This window comes from Chryseobacterium sp. ERMR1:04, from assembly GCF_001297705.1.
Lineage (GTDB): Bacteria > Bacteroidota > Bacteroidia > Flavobacteriales > Weeksellaceae > Chryseobacterium.
This window is the reverse complement of record NZ_LIRF01000003.1, coordinates 259,169-279,670: the sequence shown is the minus strand read 5'-3', so window position 1 is coordinate 279,670 and position 20,502 is coordinate 259,169. Positions and strand designations below refer to the sequence as shown.

Genomic DNA, 20,502 nt, shown 5'->3' with positions numbered 1-20,502 from the left:
ATAACTCAAGTAAACACTATGAAATTTAAAATCACAGCTTTCCTGTGTCTGCTAATTTTTGCCGGAAAAATGAGCGCACAGGAAGTTAAAAAACATCTTTACAAAGGAACGATTGATAAATATCCCGTTACATTTTATTTAATAGAAGAAATTTCAGGCTGCCCAACCACCAGTTACACCGGAATGTATAAATACGACAATATAAGCAAATGGCTTTATCTTGAAATTTCAGACGATGAGGAAAACCGTTTGGTTATGGTAGAAGGCGGAATTACAGGAATTATCAGTGTAAAGAAAACAGGTGGTGCTCTTCAAGGATTCTGGATTTCTCCGGATGGAAACAAAAAATTGAATGTGAATGTTAAAGAAGTTCCTACCACTTCCAAAACATTACAATCTTATGACGAAAAATACGATCAGGTAAATTACGAAATGAATGATTGCTAAGGGTTAAACATGTTTAATATTTACCGCAAAAGATTAACACACCAATTATTTTAAGTTCATTAGTAAACTCCAATTAAGGGTAAAATTATTTTTGATACATCAGACACATCATTATGAAAAAATTGATACTAAGTTTAGCGATACTTTCTTTAGTATCCTCTTGTAAAAAAGAAGAAAAAAACACCAAAAAACCTTCTGAAGAAAATAAAATTACCAATACACCAACTCCCTATTCCTTACCTCCGGTTTATTTGGACTCATTACGGTCAGAAAATGAAATTCTAAGTCATCTTCAACATCGAAAGAGTGAAATTATAAGCATGTTGGAAAATTCATCGTCGGAAAAGAACAATTTGATATATGAAAATTATAAAAAGGAAAACGATTCTGCCCTTGCATTATTGACATTAAAAGAAACCCATTTACTCGATCAGTTTTTTGAATTTTATGTATATCATCCAGAAACGGATACCTCTACATTAAAGGTTCCAGAAAAATATAAAAAGACGGTTGATTCTTACACACAAACTGGAATTGAGTTTTGGGATGTTGGTGAAGCCTACACAGAACTTCGTATGTTGCCTGATTTTTATTTCAATATTTTTAATGGAAAGCTAACGGCAGATTATCAAAAATATCTGGAAATCATGAAGGAAGAAGATAAAGTTCTTTTTCAGTCGGATGCCTCGATCTCAATTCCGTGGCGTGATGTAGCAAAACGTGTTGAAGTTCGCGAGAAATTTTTGCAAGACTTCCCTAGTTCAAAATTGAACACAACCATTAACGAAGAACTTCAAAGCTATAAATATGCTTATCTTTTAGGCTACGACAATACTTCAACTCAAAATGATGAAGGTGGATTTATTCCTGAAAATTTGCAGGAATTCCAACGTTTCATGAAAGAAAATCCCAAAAGTGAAACCAGTGCTATGCTAAAAACTATGCTTTCTATGCCGAAAGACAGAGAAAGGATGTATCAATTCGTTAATGACAAGCTAAATCTTCCTTATCGTGAATAAAATTCATTTTAATTAAAAGATTGTTTATAGCTCAGCGGCGTTGTATTCATTTTCTTTTTAAATAATTTATTGAAAGATTGTGAATGTTCAAAACCTAATTGATAGGCCACTTCCGCCACTGAAAAATTGGTGGTGGTAAGATATTCTTTCGCTTTTTCAATCAGTTTTTCATGAATGTGTTGCTGAGCATTTTGTCCCGTCAGATTACGAAGCATATCACTTAAATAATGGGGTGAAAGGTTGAGTTCGGATGCCAAAAATTCTACGGTCGGAAGTCCTTTTGTTAAGGTTTCCTGTCTGTTAAAATAGCCATCCAATATATTTTCCATGTTGGAAAGCAAATCATTATTAAAGCTTTTTCGGGTAATAAATTGTCTCTTGTAAAAACGGTTGCTGTAATTCAGTAAAACCTCAATATAAGATACGATCACATCCTGGCTGATTTCATCAATCGCGGTATTGAGTTCACCCAAAATATTTTGTAATAATCCCACAATCACGGTTTTCTCTTTATCCGATAAATGCAGTGCTTCATTGGTATCATAGGAAAAGAAACCAAAATTTTTAATGTTTTTTGCTAACGGATAATTTCTTATAAAATCTGGGTGTACCAACAAAGTATACCCATGATATTCAGCTTCTTCCTTGGTAGATAAAATCTGATTGGGTGCTGTGAACATCATTCCTCCTTCATTGAAATCATAATATCCCTGTCCATACCCCATTTTCCCGTTTTCAGAAAACTTGTAGGATATTTTGTAAAAATTCAGTGCAAAATTTCGATTGAGTAATTCTTTATTAACACTCATTTCGGTATTGTCTACCAAACTAATCAATGGATGCAGTGGTTTCGGAAGCTGCAGTAAGCGATGCAATTCCGAAATGGATGAAATTTTTAGCGGGGCATTTTCTTTCTTTTCCATAATGATAAATGTAAGAATTATTTAGATGAAAAAACAGCACAAATACTTGTATATCTGTGCTATTTTTACTTGAATTTAATACAGATTTTCTAAATAAATTGTTGACCTAATTGCTCTCTGAAAGCTTCATCTCCCAATTCCAAACGCTGTGCATATAATGCATTGGCATCTTCTCCTGCAACATATCTTAATTTACTTTTTCCATCAGTTGCCGCTTCATACACTACTTCTGCAATTTGTACAGGCTCAGAAGCTGCGTCCATCATCCCTTCCATGCTTGAAAACAGTCCGTCAATCATTTCCTGATATTCCGGTTTGGTAGCTGTATCTAAAGAACGGCTTACAAAATCTGTTTTAATACCGCCTGGAGAAACCGTTTTTACTCCGATTCCGAATTTACTCAATTCAAATGCAAGACTTTCGCTCCAGCCTTCCAACGCCCATTTTGTAGCGTGATATGTTGAGGTTAAAGGAAATGCAATTAATCCACCAATAGAAGTTGTTGTGATAAACATTCCTTTTCTTTTCTCTCTGAAATACGGAATAAACGCTTGTGTTACCCGGATAACTCCCAGTAAATTGGTATTGATTTGTTTTACGATTTGATCATCATTTAATGCCTCCAACGGACCAATTAAACCATATCCGGCATTGTTGAAAACCAAATCAATATCACTGATCTCTAATGCTTTTTTTACGGTTGATTGAATCTGCTCTAAGTTGGTAACATCTAATGGAAGAACCGTCACGTTGTCAAGCTGAGAAAGTTCTGTTTCAGATTCCGGAGTTCTCATCGTTGCGATAACGTTCCAACCATTGCTTTGAAATAATTTTGCGGTTGCTTTTCCTAATCCTGTAGAAGCACCTGTTATAAAAATTGTTTTCATTTTTTTTGTTTGTTTAAATTTTACATGACAAAGGTCTGCATTCGGTAAAAGGATGGAGTTGCCAAATTGGATAAAGATGTAGCCAAAATGGAAATGGCGAAAGAAATAACTTAGTTTTAATAATATTCCAAAGTCATTAAAGTTTAATATACACCCCTTTATCATTATATTTTTTCATTTGTCTTAACACAAAAGAAAGAAAAAGTCAAGACTGGAAACTTTCACTAAAAATGAAATCTGCTCTCTAAAAATTCTAAAACTCGTGCGGATTTGCTATTACTGTTTCAGATGAATATTTGTCCCGCACTCAAACAGTAGAATTTTATTAACGTTCACAGAGTTCATTTTATTAACGCTTCAGTTTCCTAGGTCGCACATGAAAATCTTCGATTTTCTATCTTATGAAATTTCTATTTTCAATTACTCTACTCAAAACCTTTGATCTTTTTATTGAACTAAGCTGTAAGTCTATTTTGTATAAATTTTGTAGGTCGTTGTTTTTTAATTTAAATTTGCAGGGTAATTCTTCAATCCATATAACTATAGTCAGATTCTATATGAGAAAGTATATTTTTCCTTTGATCATTTTTTCTTCTTCAATCTTTTGTTCCGCTCAAAACAGTTTCAAAGTGGTTCCATTAGGGATTTATGGAGGTGGCGAAGAAAGTAACTTATCAAGTTATATGGCTGCTCCGGCAAATTCTGAAAACTATGTATGCCTTGATGCCGGAACTTTACGCTCAGGAATTGAAAAAGCCATACAGAAGGGGAATTTTAAAGGAAATTCAGCATTACAAGTAATCCAAAAACATATTAAAGGATATCTTATTTCTCATGCTCACTTAGATCATGCAAGTGGTCTGATTTTAAACAGTCCGGATGATACTAAAAAATATATTTACGCCCTTCCTTCTGTAGCCGAAATCCTTACCGATAAGTATTTTTCATGGAAATCGTGGGCCAACTTTACCAATGTGGGGGAAGCTCCCCGCCTTCATAAATACAGCATCGTAAATTTAGAAACAAGCAAGGAAATCCCTTTAACAGACACTGAAATGTATGTAACGGCATTTCCACTCAGCCATGTAAAACCTTACGAGAGTACAGCATTTCTTTTACGACAAAACGGTGATTATCTATTATATCTGGGAGATACAGGTAGCGATTCTATAGAGCAAAGTACCCTACTTCAGAATTTATGGAAGCAGATTGCTCCCTATATTAATGCCCAAAAATTAAAAGGTATTTTAATTGAAGTTTCTTTTCCGAATGAACAACCTGACAAATCTTTATTTGGTCATCTTACGCCCAAATTATTAGAATCTGAATTAACCATCCTAAACAGTTTTTGTCAACCCGGGAAATTAAAACAAGTTCCTATCATTATCACCCACCTTAAACCTGTGGATAATAATATAGAGCGAATAAAAAAACAACTAAAAGAGCAAAAGACTTTAGGAGTTACCTACATCTTCCCGGAACAAGGAAAGAAAATTAACTTATAAAATTGGCAGCTATGGCAAGGGTGTTTCAGTCTGCAAACTTATTAGGGTGATGTTATTTTTAACATTTTAGTTTTTTAAGGGTAAATAAGTGTCTTTATCAATTATAGTTGATATTTTATTTCCAGATTTATCTTCAGTTACTACCTCAATATTGTCTATTACAAAACCTTTTTTGTATTTTTTCATATAATATGTTGGTTCCTTAGAGCTTGAGTCTTCTCTCCAAACTCCTTCCTTCAAATGATTGATGACTTCCCCTTCCTCTAACTCACTTTGATAGTATCCAAAACTCTTATCAAAATATCGTACTATATTTCCTCTGTCTGTAATTTTATATTTTATGTAAGCAATCATCTCACTTGAATATTCCTCAAACAGATCTAAGTATTTAATATGTATAATATAATGACTATCAATATAAAAATATTTGAATACTGCACCCATGAAGTACCGGGTATTATCATTAGCGTTTGGATAGTATTGATGAGAAATATTTATAGAATTGATTATATTCCCTTGACGATCACCAAGTTACTTTCAATTTATTTTTTACTCATATTTTCTTGCTTTGAAGAAATAGTATCCCATAGAGTGTTTTTTAATTGAAAAACAGTTGTTTCTATTTTGCATCAACCAATGGGTCTACTAATAATCAATGTTTTATTATTTTTATTAATTTCCAATCGTTCTATTGATCTCGCTTCATTTCCTGTAAACTTCGGAGAAAGGATATATATGTCTATTAATGATTTTATTTAATATAACATTAATTTTAGGGATATCTAAAATCTAATTTAAATGAAAACAGGCATAATGATCAAGTTCCCTCATTTTCTTTGAAAAAATTTGTAGTGGTGTTAATTTTATTCCGTTCATACTTTATCTTGAGATCCCTCTGACTTCATTTAATTTCATCGTCATTGAAATAGCTTCATTTTCTGTCCACTTTTCGTATTCAAGTATTGTGTTTATGCGTAAATCATCATCTAAATAGCCTTCTTCTACCATCTGAGAAGAACCTGCGACTTTTGTCCAAACACCAACTTTAGACTTGAAATTATGACTATTTTTATCATAATATTCATCGGAGTTGTTTACTTCTATATTCTCTATACCAGCCTCTGAAAAATATTCTTTCAAATTATCTGCAATACAATTATCCATTCCAGCCTCTTCTCTCCATTTTAAAAAAGTATTATAAAATTTTAACATACTTATAGGTGGAGATGGATTCCATTCAATTTTTTCGTGATTATAATCTAATACTGATAAGATTCCGTTAGACTCTAAGAAAGACTTCATTTTTTCAATAGCTTCTAAGGGATTATACAACCACTGTACAACTCTAGCACATATTATCAAATCAAACTTTTCTTGAGGTTTATAATCAAATAAATCTGCATGAATTAATTCCATATTTTTGTATTCTGCATATCGTAATTTCCCATTATTGATAAAATCAAGTGTATTATCAATTCCTATTATTTTACCCGTAGAACCAATTAATTTTGCAATATCTTTTGTTATAGCACCCGTTCCACATCCTATGTCTAATATTTTCATCCCTTCTCTAAGTAAGGGCTTAATTGTTGGATAGTCTGAATCTAAATTTCTATCATTAAAAATTTGGGCCGCTTCTTGTCCTTCTCTATTGATTTTTTTTTGCATGCTTTTCTATTTTTTTTATTACAATATTTGAAATCATCCGATTATTAAAATTATTAATTTTTTCATTTTATTCTATCATAAACTCTCTGTGGGATTTTTGAAAGATCTTTTTTCTGGCTTTTCATTTGAGATAAATAAAGACTATAATTTTTTTTAGCATTTTCTTTATCCCCCAGTTTCCAATCTACATCAGCTAAGTTTATATATGCTACAATTCTATTTGGGTATTGACTAATAATTGCAGTTAATAAATATTTTGAATTGATTACTGCCCCTTTTTGTTCTAAACTATAAGCTTGATTATTTGCTACTTCTACATTATCTATAATTAAAGGAGCTTTTTCTAAGTTTGGATAATTTATGAAAACGTCTTCAGGTGATGATTTATGTATTATTTTAGCAAATAAGATATTTTTTGAATTATATATAAAACTTGTAATATTATTTTTTCTAAATTCTTCACTAAGATTACTACCTAAAGATTGTAAATCTTCATAGGATTTATTAAGTATATCAAAATTATCTAGGTACAATCTGTTTAATGTAATTCCATCTTTACCAAATTTTATAATTTCTTTATACACTAACGCTAGCCAATTTTCAGAATATATAAAATCATACTTTTCTTTGGTTTTTGTTGTTGAAGCGTTGAGTTCATATAATAATGAAAAATTACCTTTAGCATCATTGATTAAATTAGTTGAAACAGACATCTCATTAATAATTAAATCTTTATAAATGATTTTCTTATCTCCGCAAATCAACAACAAATCATGATCTTTAATTAGAACTCTGCAAACGGGTAAAATCTCTTTTTTCTGAATATTTTCTTTAAATCCTTGCTTACAACTTATAAAAGTCAGAATAATTAGAATTAAAAAAGTTTTCATTTTCATAGTTTAAGTTACTTTTTATGGATTTCATATCCATTTTTTTGAGGCTTAGTAATAATGTCTGAATCTACCCATTCTGATTTGAAATAATATTTACCCTTATCTTCTATTAATACAAATTCAGGGTTCATATTTTCTCCAAGACTATAACCATCAATGTTTTTTTTATGTTTTAGTATCAACTTATTTCCATCTTCTACTGCTGTTAACTCATCTTTAAATCCAATTTGATAACCGTTTCCGCTAGCGCTTATATTTTCATTATTTATATGAATCTCCAAATCCCATCCATTATTTATACCTGCTCCATTTCCATAATCAAGTCTTGATGTATAAGTCCCATTCCATTTTGAAATTGGATTAGCAATTTTTTTTTGATTTGAAGAAAAATCACTTTTATAATATTTAAAACTTTTTCCATTGTCGGAAGATGCTTTAATTAGAATGATATCATCTCCAGACCAAGCAATCTGATATATTTTAATATCTTCCGATATAAAACTCCTGTATTCGGAAATATTCTTAGCTGCATCTATTTTAAGTATTCCTAAGAAGCTATTATTATCTGTATACATTTGATTGTAATAATATGCTACATATTTTGATTTGGGTGAGGGTATAGGATTTTCTACTTTATCATCTCCAGGCGAAATAATTGTATATACTTTTCCATTTGATTTATTAATAAGTTCAAAATCACTAAATCCTAGACTCTCACTTACAGAATTTCCTGTTATAGTGTACATATCCAAAGATGGATAAAATCCTAAATATTCATACCAAATATCCCCATCTTTTCTAACGTTATTTTTTTCGTTTCCTTCTTTCAGTTGCAAAATTTTATTATTAGTTTTTATATAAAAAAATCCATCTTTTCTTTCTACGGAATTATTTATCAATAAATTTTCCGAGTTTTTTAATTTGTTAAATTCGGACTCATTGATTTCTTGAATACTTAGTTTTGGCAACGAATCGTATTTGTCTGAAAAGCCTACCTCAATATTTTTGACTTTATCAATATTGATGGTTTCAATAGGACTTACAACTTTTGTTTTATTCTCATCGTTTTTTCGACAGCTTAGCACACTGAATATCAATAAAAATAACAATAGATTTTTTCCCATTTTTGTGTAAATTAGATTATTATAAATATTCATAAAAGATATTGAATTCAACAAAACACTTACTTTAAATTTTCAATAAAGTCGTATGAAATATTTTCAAAATTCACAATACCAAAATCTTTATTCGTCCAAGTTTTTACAGGTAAATTCTTATCTGCTTTTGCATCATATATTTCTTGACTAAACTTATGTAGTAAGAACTTATTACCGTCAAATTTAAATGTTAAATAATTAGACTGATTATATTTATCTTCAATATCTCTATTGTATTCTATTGTGAAATAAGCTCCTTTTGTTACAGTCTTACTATACTCTTTTTGTCCCATTATTGGAGAAGTATCATTTTTCGCCCATAATGAAAAAGAGTTGTTGATATTTTTAAAAATCAATATTTGTGCATTTGTTATTTCATCAGATGATGATGTTATGTATATCTTGTCATTCTTTAAATCGCCATCTAAATCTGCACTAACTTCGTCAATGACATGATAGCCTTTTTTTAAATATTTTTGCACAAAATTTTCTTGTGATGGAGAGTTTATTTCTTTTATTTTTATCAGATCATTATTTTTTCCTTTACATGATATTGTAATTATCATAATCAAGATGTAAATCCATTTTAAATATAATTGTAGGTTCATAGTTGATTTTCATTTGTATTATTTTAGATCTACTAATTTGCTTTTACTCTACTTTTATGAACATATCCCTGCTTACCTTCTTTAGTTTCTACTAAAAACCAATCTCCCGAATTATCTAGAATATTAATATGTTCGCCGGATTTTATTTTTTGTAAAACTTCTGATGAGGCATTTTTATCCTTTCTTAAATTTGTGTATCCGTCAGAATCTTCAATATGATTTTTTAAATATGCATTTATAATAAAAGATAAAATTTCATCAATTTTAGAATAAGCAGGATCATAATACTCTTCTGTATCTAGCTTACCTTTTAACGAATCTTTATATTCTTTTTTAGATTTTGCATGATCAAGTTGCTTTTTTGAAAAAATATAATTTCTATTTAATATTTTTACAGCCGAAAAATTTTCTTGAGTTATTGCGGTATTCATCAAGCTATCAATAATAGTTTTACTAAAAGAATACTTATTGATAAAATATTCTAACCAACTACTATCTACAAAACGTTCATTATTCGTAAACGTTTCATTATTAATAAGTAATAATAAATCATTTAACTCAAAATCATAAGGTTCTGGATTTGAAGATTCAAAACTATTAAGTTTTGATTTGAAATTTTGGATTTCAGAATTATTTTTATTTAAATCTTTTGGGGTAAATGTTATATTACTTCCTTCATTAAATAGTTCTGTAAAATTTATTTCTTCCATCTTATCTTTCACTTGTTCGGTGCTTAAAGTAGAACTTTCTTTTTTCTGCCCTTTACAACATAGAATGAAAAAAAATGATAAAATGTAAGTCCATTTTGAATATGATTGTAGATTCATAGTTAATTTATCATTGTATTTTTCTTAAAGTGTATTTTTTGTTTTTTCCGTTTGAAAAATTAATGTCAATGTAAGGGCAGGACCATATATAGTTTTTACCATCAAAACTTAATGTACCGAAATCTTTGGTTTTGTTTAGTGCCCAACTTTCTGTATTGTCTAAAGACTTTACATATTTAAGTTTTATAGAGCTATCTTTTTTAATAGGGGATAGTAAATAATATTGGTATAATTGAAATCCTTTTGCCAGATATGTAATAGAATCTTTAGAAATATTTAAATGAATTTCATGTATATCTCGCCAATCTTCATCATTCTCATTTATAACTAATGAGTATTTACCCAACCATTTGTTATTTGAAATTTTATACGTGTTTTTCTGATAAAGAAAAACTTTAAGATAGCTATTAAAAATATTAGTTAATCTATTTAATGATTCTTTAGAAGATGATAGGTTTTCTTTTTTCTCAATGTTGATTTTGGGATTTGAGTTTACATAAATAGGTTCTGAATATCTATATGTTGTACATTCTCCATTTTTTAAAGTTTTATTAAAAGTAAATTTATAAGTAGATTTTCCTGTTTCTCCCAATATTTCACTTTCAATAATCGAATCCTGATTTTTTGTATTTATTAATACTTTAACATTTTCTCCTTCTGAAGAATTTATAAAAAGGGTGGTGTCTTTAATCTGTTTTAATGAACCTTTATTTATTTCAATTATTTTTCTACTATCATGTTTGTTGTTGGTGATTTTATTCTCTTTTTTACATGATGATGAGAAAAAAACAAATAATGTTAATAAAATGTTTTTCATATTATAGTGAGATTTTTGTATGATCTTTTTCATTCTCTTCATATAGTTTTCTTAATTCTGAAAGACTTCTACCAAATGTCATTTCGAAATGAGGTTTATCTTTTAAACTTTTCCAGTCTCCACCCCATTCAAAGCCCCATTTTTTCCCTATTGGGGCTATTTTGGGTAATATTTTTTCTTGTTCATTCCAGTCTATTTTTCCATTTTTAATTTCTGCAACATCAATTGCTAAACCAAAATTATGGTTACTCTGCCCTCCTTTTGCATTTGTTACTTTACTGCCTTCTTTAGTTCTACCTTGCGCATATAAAGCATTTTGCTCAGCATAGGTTCTTAACCCTTGTATAACACGTAATTTAATTCCCATTGTTTTTTCTACATCATTAATAAAATTCTTTACTGCACAGCGAATTTTTGGATGTAGTTTCCCTATTTTTTTATTTGTACTATCGTCCCAAGTATCAAGACAATCTCCTGTTTTTTTAGGAACGTCTTTGATTAAGTTGCACGTAAATTCTTTTACTTTTTTTCCAATTCCTTTATTATAAACATCTTGAGCTACTTCAGTAATTTCCCATACATAAGTTTTTCCATTAGGGTTTGTAGCTTTTTTATATTTTATTATTTTTCCATGTTTGTTAACTTTAGTTGCATATTCCCATTCTCCCTTTTCTTTGTAAAATAAAGGATTGCTTAAATAGGATGCTCCATCCAAAACAATATAATTTCTTTCTGAACCATGTCCACTTGCCGAAGGATATAAAACAGCTAAATATAAATCTGTTAGAGTTTTATATTTTGATTTGTTTTTATTCAAATGTTTTTCAACATAGATCATTTTTCAACAAAAGACATTTTTACTAATTTATCTTGGCTTGTACCAATATCTTTAGCTGCATTTTTTCCAAATTGAATTAATCCAACATATCCGATACCATTGTCAATAGATGTGCTAAATGTTTCGCTTGTTTCTAATGCTATTACTGTCATTAACCAATTAGGATCAATCCCTAAGTTTTTTGCAACTTCTATTACTTTTTTTCTTTCATTGCAACCGATTTTCTCTCCCCAAATTAAATCTTTATATTGCTCCTGACAAATACAGCTTGAAACTTTCTTCTCCACAACTTTCGGCTCCTTAATAATCGAAGGGCTTTTCACCTGTTCCACTTCAAGAAGACCATTTTCCATATCCACTCCAAACTTCACCGACTGGGCAGATAAATCTAAAGAAATAATTTCAATAAAATAATGCTGTTCAGTGAGATCGGGATCACCAAAAGGAAAATTAATTCCTTTTTTAAACATATCTTTATCTAAGATAATGGCATAAGTATCACAAACATCACCCGGAATCTTGATCATCTTGCTGCGGTAGATTTCATCATGAGAAATTTCATCCTTCTCCCAAATCACATACTGAATGTGCTTGCCCACCATATTTTTACTGTGTATTCTCACCCGCAAAGGATCTCCCACTCTAATTTTTGACAATTCCTCCCCTTGATTATTAACAAAATGAGCCTCTATAATATTTCCTTTGGTCGGGATTCTTTTGTTATACCTTGGGTTTTCCGGAAACTTTGGGGTGTCTTTTTGAGGTTGAGGTTTCTCTTTTTTATAATCAGGATTATCAACATTCACGTTGACCTGACTCGCACCAAGTATTTTCCCCGCGTGACTTGCCGTTACATAGTATTCATGATAAGCACCTTCATTCTGATCGCCTCTCATCATAAATTTATTGGCCATTTGACGAAGTATTTTTTCCTCAGACATCAGGGATATTTTCACTTCGGCTAGACCATTTTCGTTTACCCTGGCTTTGTATGTTTTATAATGGCGGTTCTTTTTGTTGATCTCCGTATTCGGACCTCTTCCTTCCGCATCATCTTCCCAGAGATGAAATTCTATTTCCTGATTATATAAGGCAATGCAATGCGCCTGTGCTATTAACGTATCGCGATAATTGGCTTTATTTTTATCTTTTGCCCCTCTGTTGAACAAAGTAACCCGATCTATTTTAGGCACTTCATTTCTTGTGGGAATTACAGAAAGAGTTCCGATTAAATTCTTTGAGGAACCTATTCCGGAAAGCAGTCCATGTTTGATTTCGTAGACCTTCATTTCAAATTCAATTCCCATCGCTATTTCTCCAAATTGATAGGTTACCTTATTTCCTTTTTTGGGAGTGTTGGTAATATCTTTCCATCTTCCGGTTTTTTGTTTTTTGAAAATATGCCATTCATAGTCACTTCCCAAAGAACCTAAAATACCTAATGGGTTAAGCTCGTAGCTGTAGATTATTCCGACTACAGGATTCTGATTTCCAATAATATTTCCTACCATAGCTTATACATAATAAAGTTCATCTGTTCCGTTAATCTCTTCTTTAAATTCCTCAAAATCAACAACAGGATTGTAGACTTGCTGTTCTCTTGAATCTGCATCTGCGACTTGTTTTTTGCTGAGTTCACTCTGTTGTCCGTGTTTGAGAACGGTAATTTTACCTCCTGTGCTGCACATCAGTTCAGAGATCTCTGAAAGAAAACTGTTGCCATCTACTTTTGTTTTTTCATACACCTTTTGCCATTTTCCGGCAGGCGCAAAAGCACAGGGAAGGTTGCCGCCTGATGAGGGTTTCAGCTTACATTGTCCGAAACTTGGCCCCGAAGGATTAAATTGCAGATCATTTTCTGTGACGGCAAGATAATCAGGATTATCACCCGGATCATTACAATAATGCCTGTGATGGGAACTTACTTTAAACTGAGGAAACTGATTTCCCTGATTGCATTGGGCCTTCCCTTTCTGAATAATGAAATATTTTCCGTCATGGTCGCTTGCTTTGTTTTCCTGTGGTGTTTTTTCAGTTTTTTCCTCCTCAGATTTCAGTGAATCTGCAGATGCTGTAGTTTCGGGTTCGGCCTCATTTTCTACTAGTTCATCATAACCATTCATCGGATCTGTTACCTCATCTTGTACATTTTCAGAGATTGATTCTTTGGTTTCAAAAAACTCAGGATCTTCAGGAATGATGATTTGTTTTCCCGGAATGGGTTCCTGCATCACATCTTCGATCGGGCAGTGAAGGTTATGATAGGTTTTTAGAAGTCCATCATATTTAATGTTGAATTGTTGAGAGAGCGAAACGAAAGTATCGCCTTGTTTAATGGTGTAATTTTTCATATCATTTGTGTTAAAGTGAGATGGTGTTTGTAATCAACAGCTTCTTCATTTCTGAAAATCAGGCTTGACTCAGCTCGGATCAAACATTTATTTTGTTTATGGGTGGTATATTGTATTTGGATTTCTCCTGATGTATTTTTTTCAATCGTTTCATGACATATGATCCCTCTCTTAATTTCTTGAAAGCTCCCTGAATCTATGGTTTTCCCAGTTACAATAGTTTGAATAACATCTTTCTCTTCATCTCTATGCTCAGCCTCCATACTGCATTGTACTCGAAAAGAGTTTTGAAAAAAGTAAAAACTTTCTATCCAAGGTGCTTTCTTTTGGAACCATTCTATGTTGGGAAATAAGGTCTGAAAAAGTAAGCTGGAACAGAATTGTTTTAAAAATAAGTTTTCATCGCTGCAGTTTTCCTGAAATAAATTGAGGTAACTTGTATTCGTTTCTCCGAGAAAATATTCTTCCAGATCATGACGTTTTTGCAGGAACCGCGTTTTTATTTCTTTATGATTTAAAAAACCTGCCATCAATCCGTTATCATGAAGGAGAAAATCTACAGGCAATACACTTTCCATGCAGGCAAGAATAAGCGTACTTACTTTGTTGTCGGGAATTTCCCCGTTGGTTACAAAATCTTTCCGATTAAATGTAATGATCGATTTGTTTTGATGCTTTCGGGTTTCTAAACTGATGGTATACTCCACTGTTAAAGGAGTTTCATCACTGCTTTCAAAAGTTTCACAAACTTTATATTCCTTAGCATGTAATGCATTCAACAATTCTAGCGAAGGAAGACTTTCTCTTTTTTCCTGTTCTTTCTGCTCTTCAGTTTTATAATTCAGTGGAACCAAAATGAATTCTATAGGCGGGATATTATCAAACCAAAGCGTTTCTATCTTCTCGCAGTGTGCATTATGAAACAGTTTTAGGTCTTCAGCAGTCATTCCTAACCGGGAAGCAATTGAATGAAGAGAATCTCCATTACGGATCTTATATTTTATGTAATCTATTACCATCAAGTGTGTTATATGATAAAATTAATAAAAAATATTTCTAATCCCTAAGTATTCGTGTTAAAATTGAAAAATTGTAGTAGAACTACGATTGGATATTCAGAAAATTTATACCAAAAAAAAATACCTATGAGGTCTTAATAATGAAATAACTTCCCAACACTGCTGTATTTCTACTTCTTTTTTAACTTCTTTAATCTGCATTATATAATTATTGAATACAAAGCTAAAATAGATGCTGCAGAACTTATTGTTCCAATTGTAAAATAAGGCACAGCCCAAAGTTTAAGATAGCACTTCTTTAAGTAGCGAAAGTGCTTTTATCATTTCAGTTTCATTTAATGAAGCAAAGCCCAATCTCATTGAATTGGTATTGAAAATTTCATTCTTGTAAAAAGTTCCATTGTCGATGAAAAGTCCTTTTTTCTCTGCGTTTTCAGACATTTTCACCAAATTAATATTTTTATCAAAAGTAGACCAAACCGCAAGACCACCTTCCGGAGTCTTATATTCAACCAATCCGTTAAAATCTGATGTTAATATATCACAGAAAAGATTTCTTCGCTGTTTATAAATTTTCAATGATTTTCTAAAATGTCTTTCCATTTCTCCGCTTTCAAACATCATCGCGAACGCATCTTCCAACAGCGTATCACCTTGTTTATCAATCAATTCTCTTAAACAAGCTGCTGCGTTAATAAATATTGATGGACCAGCCATAAATCCTATTCTTAAAGCCGGTGCAAAAGTCTTGGAAATCGAACCAATATAAATAACGTTATGATTGTGGTCAATACTTGCCAATGGCAGATAAGGTTTATTATCATAGTGAAAATCAAAATCATAGTCGTCTTCAATGATTGCAAAACGATATTCTCTGGCGAGATTTAATAACTTTAATCTGCGTTCCATGCTTGTTGTGACCGTTGTCGGGAAATGATGATGAGGAACAATATATAATGCTTTTATAGTTTTCTTTTTTAAAACTTCTTCCAGAAAATCAATATCCATCCCATTTTCATCGATCGGAATTCTAATATGCTTAGCCCCTAAATGTTTAAAAGTATCATCAGCATACGTATAATTTGAAACTCCAACAGCTACAAGATCTGAAGGATTAATCAATAATTTGGAAGCAAGATAAATCCCCATCTGACTCCCTTTTGTGATGAGTAAATCATCTGTTGAAACCGTCAGCCCTCGTGTGTTGGAAAGATAATTACAAATAGAATCACGAAGATGTTCTGAGCCTTTCGAACTTCCATATTTCAGATAATTTTTACCAAAGAATTTTCTTGAAAGACTTCTGTATTCCCGCATTAATTGATCTACAGGTGCTAAACGAACATCCGGAAAACCATCATCAATCGTTAAACCAATTTTCTGAAAATTTTTCCCGGGCACTTTGTTTTTAAATTCATTGCTCCAAATGAAAGATTCATTAGAATCATTATTTTTAATTGTTTCTGATAATCCTTTTTTGGAAATCACAGGCAAATTAGAAAGAACAAAAACCCCCTTCCGCTCAACAGATTCTGCCCAACCTTGACTGATCAATTCTTCATAAGCTAGTTTTACAGTATTCCTATTAATTCCGATGAGGTCGGCTAATATCCTCGAACTTGGAAGGATATCTGAAGGTTGTAAAGTACCATTAGTAATTAATGATATGAAATTATTACAAACCTGTATATACAAAGGAACAGGTGTATTTCTCTCAAGCTCAATTAAAGTTTTATAAGGTAACATCTGGGCTGCTATTTGTTTAATATTAATAAACAAATTTAATCCAAAATCATTATCCTTTCATTATTAAAGAAGTTAAATTGATATGCTTGTAAAATCAAATTCAATTCCATCAACAGAATTTATGAATTTACTTCTGGGCTGTATTATTTATAAGAACTGGAATATATGAACATCCCAAATCTATCTTACTTTTGTGTCAGAAATAACAACAATTAAGATCAATTTACATGGAAAATTCGTTTAAAACACCTCAGCTTCTTCTAAGATTTGCCTTAGGAATTACTTTTCTAACACCAGTCTCAGACCGACTTGGAATTTTAGGACCTATGGGTGAAAGAAATATCGAATGGGGCAATTGGAACAATTTCATAGATTACACCACCACTCTAATGCCTTTTCTCGACAGACCAGCCGTGAATATAATGGGAAGCATTGCTACAATCGCTGAAATTGTGATCGGGATTCTTTTGATCGTTGGTTATAAAACGAAATATGCAGCCATTGGAGGTTGTATTCTTACCTTGATTTTCATCCTATCAATGACTGTATTTAAAGGAATAAAAGCTCCCATCAATTATGCTGTATTTGTAACCTGTACCTCAAGTTTATTCCTTTCGAGGATGAAGTCTTATGAATGGAGCCTAGATCAATTCATGACCAAAAGCAAAAATGACTAAAACCACAGTTATTTACTTATTATTTAATGTAGCAAAGGCTCTCAATTTGAGAGCTTTGCTTTTTTGTATCTACAAAAACTTTAAGAAGGAATCAGAGCGGTTGCAATTCCGATTCTATTCCACATATTGATCGTAATGATCGCTAAGATAACCTGTGCCAAATAAGTTTCATCCAAAACCTCAGCAGCATTTTTGTAGGTTTCATCACTCACATGTTTACTGATCAACGTTACTTCCTCAGTCAATGCCAGAATTGCACGTTCTTCTTTTGTAAAAAATGGTGTGTCTCTCCAGGCATTCAATGCATAAATACGCTGCTCTGTTTCTCCTGCTTTACGGGCGTCTTTGGTATGCATATCTATGCAAAAGGCACATCCGTTGATCTGAGAAGCTCTGATCTTGATTAAATCTTTATGGGTTCTCGTTAATGGAGTACTTTCAATGAATTTCTCCATTCCTAATACAGCTTTGTAACCAACCGCTTCTACTTCGTCAATTCTAATTCTTTTTGTCATTGTATTGAAATTTATATATTTTGTTTAAATAAAAACATGAATGGCAATAATTAATTCAACTATTTAATTTAAAATAATTTACGCCTTATTTATTCAACAAAATTAGAGCTTTAAAGTATCCGTTTTCTATACCAATTTTAAAATTATGAACAGCCCAGAACCCAAATATCCACCACAAAAAAACCGACAGATATAGCCTGTCGGTTAGAAAAAAACAAAAATTGATATGGATATGATTAGATATGTGTTTTTACTGTTTAATTATTTTTTCTGTACTTATTTTTTTGCTGTTCGTCTGAATTTTAATCAAATAAGTTCCCGGAACAAAATCACTGATGTTGATGGTTGTAGAATTTCCTTCTGATAACTTTTGTCCAGATATATTGTAGACTTCAAATTTCTCTACCTTCTCTGTGCTTTTAATATAAACTAAGCCTGTGGTAGGATTGGGATATATTTTTGATGATTCTTTAGCCACTTCTTTTGTAGAGAGACTTGCTGGCTGTACATTGATCGTGTAATCTTCTACCTGCCCAATGAACCAGTCTTTCGGACATGGTAAGTTTTCTAATGTTCCCATCCATGAGCTGGATTCATACGCTTTTACCAATCTGAAACGCGTTGCCCCCAACAATGCATCAGCAGGAATCGCAATCGTAGCCGAAGTGATACCGGACTGCTCATTCGGAACCGGATTTGAATTGTCTAAATACCCCAGATTGAATTTTTCATGATCCTCAAAAGTATTGTTATGGTTAAAATCGATGTAAGCATACGCTGAAACCGTAGTTTGTCCGTGAGTTCCTCCTGTTACAGAGATAGGATATGAACCTCCTCGGTTAACGTCAAATACAGTACTGATAAAGTTTTCTATCATTGCAGAAGAACCGTTAATCGGACTATTTTTGGTAAGGTCTGCGAATTCTACTTTGGTTATTTCGCTAACAGTAAGACTTGTAATATTTTCATCTCCGCAATAAGGCGCAGGGAATACTGAAGTATTTCCTATAATATTAATGGTGTAATCTTCTGTTTGTCCTGCTCTAAGGTTTGTATCACATGCTGTATTGATTGAGTTTGCAGCATTGGGATTGGAATAGGCTGCCGTATTACTATTTTTAAGAACTCTCATTCTTGTAACTCCGGCAGTTGCATTGCTTGGGATGGCAATATTTGCTGTAACCGTAAATGCATTAGCAGGATTAGCTGCCTCTAAACGACCGATATAAAAACTTTCTCCTGCATCATTGAAATTTCCGTTTTGGTTGAAATCAACAAACACCACCACATCACTCGGAAAAGTTCCTGAAGGTCCTTTTACGGAAATCGGATAACTTACTCCTGATTGTACATCTGTAGATTTTGAAATGAAATTTTCATAAACAGGCGTTGTTCCTGCTTGAAACGGAGAGGTATTGTTGATGCTTCCAAAAGTAACATTGGTAATCATGTTGCTGTCTGCACCATATTGAAATGTGGGTGAACAATATTGAGCTTCTACAAGAGCGCAAAATGCAACAGCAGAAAGGATAAAAGTCTTCTTCATTAATAGTTATTTTTATTGAGACAAATTTATATTTATTTAGACTGAATAAAAATAATAAAGATACTGACATTTATCAGTTTATTGTGATTTACCTAAAACAACCTTTTGTATAGACGCTTATTGCATCATAACTTCCAGCATATCAGTACTTTTTCATCATCATAAGGATAGCCTATTATTTTTCTTTGTTTATCGAAAATCTGTAGAATTCTTATGTTTTCTTCAAAAATGAAATGATTTTCTATCTTTTTATGCTCTAAGGAATATACCCATACCCTATTGTCTTCGTAGAAATAGACCCTTTCTTCATCGTCAGAGACTAAAAAATCGGTAAAATGGAAATCTAATTCTATTGTACATGGTGCTTTATCCTCCAGCGATTGATAGATGATAAGCTTTGGAATAGGTCCTATTCTTTCATGTTTTGTTTCTGTAGCGGGCTCTAAGATTCCACCTTGAAGATAGAGCTTTCCCGATTTCCTATGAATCACATTTCGGTAGATTTCTGTTTTCAGTACTTCTTCTGTTTCATTTTTTGTGAGATCATACCTCATCACAGCACCATAATGTCCACAGAAAATAAGAAAACTGTTTTCACTTTCTTTGCTGATTCCTCTGCAGGATTTCATTTTCTTTTTTGCTGAGGTTTCCGTAGCACAATCATAAATATTCAGAACATTTGAACTGAAATTCATCATCAGCAAAATATCTTTTTCATTCGAATTGATATAATCACTGTATTTTGGAACTCCTTTCTTTAACTTCTTTTCAATAGCAAAGTGAGTTCCGTCTATCTGAAATATGGTATTGTCAGAAACCGCAAAAAGATCTTTTTGATTCTCATTCCAATATAAACAGCGAACAGAATTTTTAATGGAAATGCTATTGACCTCATCGCCCGTTTCAAGAGTAAGCTTTCGAAGTTTCATCGAAGGAAATGAAGATCCCCAACCATCACTTATATAAAAATGCGTGTCATCAAAAGGATCAATCTCTGGTTTTATGCTTCCAAAAACTGCATTCTTAAGTGGTATTCTCCAATGTTCTTTGACGTTCATA

General features: G+C 31.9%; 21 protein-coding genes. 4 read left to right on the top strand and 17 right to left on the bottom strand.

The genetic code is table 11. From position 1 onward, the window contains the following. Positions 1-18: 18 nt before the first annotated feature. Both AMQ68_RS01385 and AMQ68_RS01380 read left to right on the top strand, forming a co-directional pair. Positions 19-447, top strand: coding sequence for a hypothetical protein (locus tag AMQ68_RS01385; protein WP_054508852.1), 429 nt, complete (start codon positions 19-21; stop codon positions 445-447). Positions 448-560: 113 nt separating this feature from the next. Then, on the top strand, positions 561-1,466 hold the full coding sequence (locus AMQ68_RS01380) for a hypothetical protein (protein ID WP_054508851.1): 906 nt from the start codon (positions 561-563) through the stop codon (positions 1,464-1,466). Between the two features lie 8 nt (positions 1,467-1,474). Here the strand turns inward: AMQ68_RS01380 and AMQ68_RS01375 are convergent, their stop codons facing one another. Together AMQ68_RS01375 and AMQ68_RS01370 are read right to left on the bottom strand one after the other, a co-directional pair. After that, entirely contained in the window at positions 1,475-2,389 is a 915-nt protein-coding gene (locus AMQ68_RS01375; RefSeq protein ID WP_054508850.1) for an AraC family transcriptional regulator, read from the bottom strand. Positions 2,390-2,478: 89 nt separating this feature from the next. After that, positions 2,479-3,276 carry an SDR family oxidoreductase gene (locus AMQ68_RS01370; RefSeq protein WP_054508849.1) on the bottom strand — a complete coding sequence of 266 codons (798 nt, stop codon included), beginning with the start codon at positions 3,274-3,276 and terminating at the stop codon, positions 2,479-2,481. A gap of 557 nt (positions 3,277-3,833) precedes the next feature. On the opposite strand from AMQ68_RS01370, the gene AMQ68_RS01365 reads away from it, so the two are divergent. Further along, complete coding sequence (locus AMQ68_RS01365; RefSeq protein WP_054508848.1) at positions 3,834-4,781, top strand: MBL fold metallo-hydrolase; 948 nt, start codon at positions 3,834-3,836, stop codon at positions 4,779-4,781. A gap of 66 nt (positions 4,782-4,847) precedes the next feature. Here AMQ68_RS01365 and AMQ68_RS01360 read toward each other — a convergent pair whose 3' ends face one another. From AMQ68_RS01360 to AMQ68_RS01305, 12 genes are all read right to left on the bottom strand, one after another. Then, the gene (locus tag AMQ68_RS01360) at positions 4,848-5,225 is read right to left on the bottom strand and encodes a hypothetical protein (RefSeq protein WP_054508847.1); all 378 of its coding nucleotides are present in this window, start codon (positions 5,223-5,225) and stop codon (positions 4,848-4,850) included. A 435-nt stretch (positions 5,226-5,660) separates the two neighbouring features. Then, positions 5,661-6,449: a bifunctional 2-polyprenyl-6-hydroxyphenol methylase/3-demethylubiquinol 3-O-methyltransferase UbiG gene (locus AMQ68_RS01355; protein WP_054508846.1), complete on the bottom strand. Its 789-nt coding sequence runs from the start codon at positions 6,447-6,449 to the stop codon at positions 5,661-5,663. A 62-nt stretch (positions 6,450-6,511) separates the two neighbouring features. Further along, positions 6,512-7,339 (bottom strand): tetratricopeptide repeat protein, encoded by an 828-nt coding sequence (locus tag AMQ68_RS01350; RefSeq protein WP_123905576.1) that lies wholly within the window; start codon positions 7,337-7,339, stop codon positions 6,512-6,514. A 14-nt stretch (positions 7,340-7,353) separates the two neighbouring features. After that, the gene (locus AMQ68_RS01345) at positions 7,354-8,466 is read right to left on the bottom strand and encodes a hypothetical protein (protein ID WP_123905575.1); all 1,113 of its coding nucleotides are present in this window, start codon (positions 8,464-8,466) and stop codon (positions 7,354-7,356) included. 59 nt (positions 8,467-8,525) lie between these two features. Further along, positions 8,526-9,065, bottom strand: coding sequence for a hypothetical protein (locus tag AMQ68_RS01340; protein ID WP_054508843.1), 540 nt, complete (start codon positions 9,063-9,065; stop codon positions 8,526-8,528). Positions 9,066-9,139: 74 nt separating this feature from the next. Further along, positions 9,140-9,934 carry an SH3 domain-containing protein gene (locus tag AMQ68_RS01335; protein WP_054508842.1) on the bottom strand — a complete coding sequence of 265 codons (795 nt, stop codon included), beginning with the start codon at positions 9,932-9,934 and terminating at the stop codon, positions 9,140-9,142. A gap of 10 nt (positions 9,935-9,944) precedes the next feature. Next, positions 9,945-10,751 carry a hypothetical protein gene (locus AMQ68_RS01330; protein ID WP_123905574.1) on the bottom strand — a complete coding sequence of 269 codons (807 nt, stop codon included), beginning with the start codon at positions 10,749-10,751 and terminating at the stop codon, positions 9,945-9,947. Position 10,752: 1 nt separating this feature from the next. After that, on the bottom strand, positions 10,753-11,568 hold the full coding sequence (locus tag AMQ68_RS01325; protein WP_241775017.1) for a M15 family metallopeptidase: 816 nt from the start codon (positions 11,566-11,568) through the stop codon (positions 10,753-10,755). A 17-nt stretch (positions 11,569-11,585) separates the two neighbouring features. Beyond that, on the bottom strand, positions 11,586-13,100 hold the full coding sequence (locus AMQ68_RS01320) for a hypothetical protein (RefSeq protein ID WP_054508839.1): 1,515 nt from the start codon (positions 13,098-13,100) through the stop codon (positions 11,586-11,588). Positions 13,101-13,103: 3 nt separating this feature from the next. Beyond that, the gene (locus AMQ68_RS01315) at positions 13,104-13,940 is read right to left on the bottom strand and encodes a PAAR-like protein (protein WP_054508838.1); all 837 of its coding nucleotides are present in this window, start codon (positions 13,938-13,940) and stop codon (positions 13,104-13,106) included. Beyond that, positions 13,937-14,959 carry a hypothetical protein gene (locus AMQ68_RS01310; protein ID WP_054508837.1) on the bottom strand — a complete coding sequence of 341 codons (1,023 nt, stop codon included), beginning with the start codon at positions 14,957-14,959 and terminating at the stop codon, positions 13,937-13,939. The genes AMQ68_RS01315 and AMQ68_RS01310 overlap by 4 nt, the downstream gene beginning before the upstream one ends. A 282-nt stretch (positions 14,960-15,241) precedes the next feature. After that, positions 15,242-16,705, bottom strand: coding sequence for a PLP-dependent aminotransferase family protein (locus tag AMQ68_RS01305; RefSeq protein ID WP_054508836.1), 1,464 nt, complete (start codon positions 16,703-16,705; stop codon positions 15,242-15,244). Positions 16,706-16,932: 227 nt separating this feature from the next. Here AMQ68_RS01305 and AMQ68_RS01300 point away from each other — a divergent pair, with 227 nt between their 5' ends. Continuing rightward, positions 16,933-17,382, top strand: coding sequence for a DoxX family protein (locus AMQ68_RS01300; RefSeq protein WP_054508835.1), 450 nt, complete (start codon positions 16,933-16,935; stop codon positions 17,380-17,382). Between the two features lie 80 nt (positions 17,383-17,462). Here the strand turns inward: AMQ68_RS01300 and AMQ68_RS01295 are convergent, their stop codons facing one another. The 3 genes from AMQ68_RS01295 to AMQ68_RS01285 all read right to left on the bottom strand — a co-directional run bounded on the left by AMQ68_RS01295 (position 17,463) and on the right by AMQ68_RS01285 (position 20,501). Beyond that, a complete protein-coding gene (locus AMQ68_RS01295) occupies positions 17,463-17,897 on the bottom strand; it encodes a carboxymuconolactone decarboxylase family protein (RefSeq protein WP_054508834.1) in 435 nt (144 codons plus the stop codon). 250 nt (positions 17,898-18,147) lie between these two features. Then, on the bottom strand, positions 18,148-19,443 hold the full coding sequence (locus AMQ68_RS01290) for a GEVED domain-containing protein (protein ID WP_054508833.1): 1,296 nt from the start codon (positions 19,441-19,443) through the stop codon (positions 18,148-18,150). Between the two features lie 125 nt (positions 19,444-19,568). After that, complete coding sequence (locus AMQ68_RS01285; RefSeq protein WP_054508832.1) at positions 19,569-20,501, bottom strand: hypothetical protein; 933 nt, start codon at positions 20,499-20,501, stop codon at positions 19,569-19,571. Position 20,502: the final 1 nt, after the last annotated feature.

Bases quoted from the DNA above. Each gene is read 5' to 3' on its own strand.
- AMQ68_RS01385 (WP_054508852.1), top strand. From the start codon at position 19: ATGAAATTTAAAATCACAGCTTTCCTGTGTCTGCTAATTTTTGCCGGA.
- AMQ68_RS01380 (WP_054508851.1), top strand. From the start codon at position 561: ATGAAAAAATTGATACTAAGTTTAGCGATACTTTCTTTAGTATCCTCT.
- AMQ68_RS01375 (WP_054508850.1), bottom strand. From the start codon at position 2,389: ATGGAAAAGAAAGAAAATGCCCCGCTAAAAATTTCATCCATTTCGGAA.
- AMQ68_RS01370 (WP_054508849.1), bottom strand. From the start codon at position 3,276: ATGAAAACAATTTTTATAACAGGTGCTTCTACAGGATTAGGAAAAGCA.
- AMQ68_RS01365 (WP_054508848.1), top strand. From the start codon at position 3,834: ATGAGAAAGTATATTTTTCCTTTGATCATTTTTTCTTCTTCAATCTTT.
- AMQ68_RS01360 (WP_054508847.1), bottom strand. From the start codon at position 5,225: ATGGGTGCAGTATTCAAATATTTTTATATTGATAGTCATTATATTATA.
- AMQ68_RS01355 (WP_054508846.1), bottom strand. From the start codon at position 6,449: ATGCAAAAAAAAATCAATAGAGAAGGACAAGAAGCGGCCCAAATTTTT.
- AMQ68_RS01350 (WP_123905576.1), bottom strand. From the start codon at position 7,339: ATGAAAACTTTTTTAATTCTAATTATTCTGACTTTTATAAGTTGTAAG.
- AMQ68_RS01345 (WP_123905575.1), bottom strand. From the start codon at position 8,466: ATGGGAAAAAATCTATTGTTATTTTTATTGATATTCAGTGTGCTAAGC.
- AMQ68_RS01340 (WP_054508843.1), bottom strand. From the start codon at position 9,065: ATGATAATTACAATATCATGTAAAGGAAAAAATAATGATCTGATAAAA.
- AMQ68_RS01335 (WP_054508842.1), bottom strand. From the start codon at position 9,934: ATGAATCTACAATCATATTCAAAATGGACTTACATTTTATCATTTTTT.
- AMQ68_RS01330 (WP_123905574.1), bottom strand. From the start codon at position 10,751: ATGAAAAACATTTTATTAACATTATTTGTTTTTTTCTCATCATCATGT.
- AMQ68_RS01320 (WP_054508839.1), bottom strand. From the start codon at position 13,100: ATGGTAGGAAATATTATTGGAAATCAGAATCCTGTAGTCGGAATAATC.
- AMQ68_RS01315 (WP_054508838.1), bottom strand. From the start codon at position 13,940: ATGAAAAATTACACCATTAAACAAGGCGATACTTTCGTTTCGCTCTCT.
- AMQ68_RS01310 (WP_054508837.1), bottom strand. From the start codon at position 14,959: ATGGTAATAGATTACATAAAATATAAGATCCGTAATGGAGATTCTCTT.
- AMQ68_RS01305 (WP_054508836.1), bottom strand. From the start codon at position 16,705: ATGTTACCTTATAAAACTTTAATTGAGCTTGAGAGAAATACACCTGTT.
- AMQ68_RS01300 (WP_054508835.1), top strand. From the start codon at position 16,933: ATGGAAAATTCGTTTAAAACACCTCAGCTTCTTCTAAGATTTGCCTTA.
- AMQ68_RS01295 (WP_054508834.1), bottom strand. From the start codon at position 17,897: ATGACAAAAAGAATTAGAATTGACGAAGTAGAAGCGGTTGGTTACAAA.
- AMQ68_RS01290 (WP_054508833.1), bottom strand. From the start codon at position 19,443: ATGAAGAAGACTTTTATCCTTTCTGCTGTTGCATTTTGCGCTCTTGTA.
- AMQ68_RS01285 (WP_054508832.1), bottom strand. From the start codon at position 20,501: ATGAACGTCAAAGAACATTGGAGAATACCACTTAAGAATGCAGTTTTT.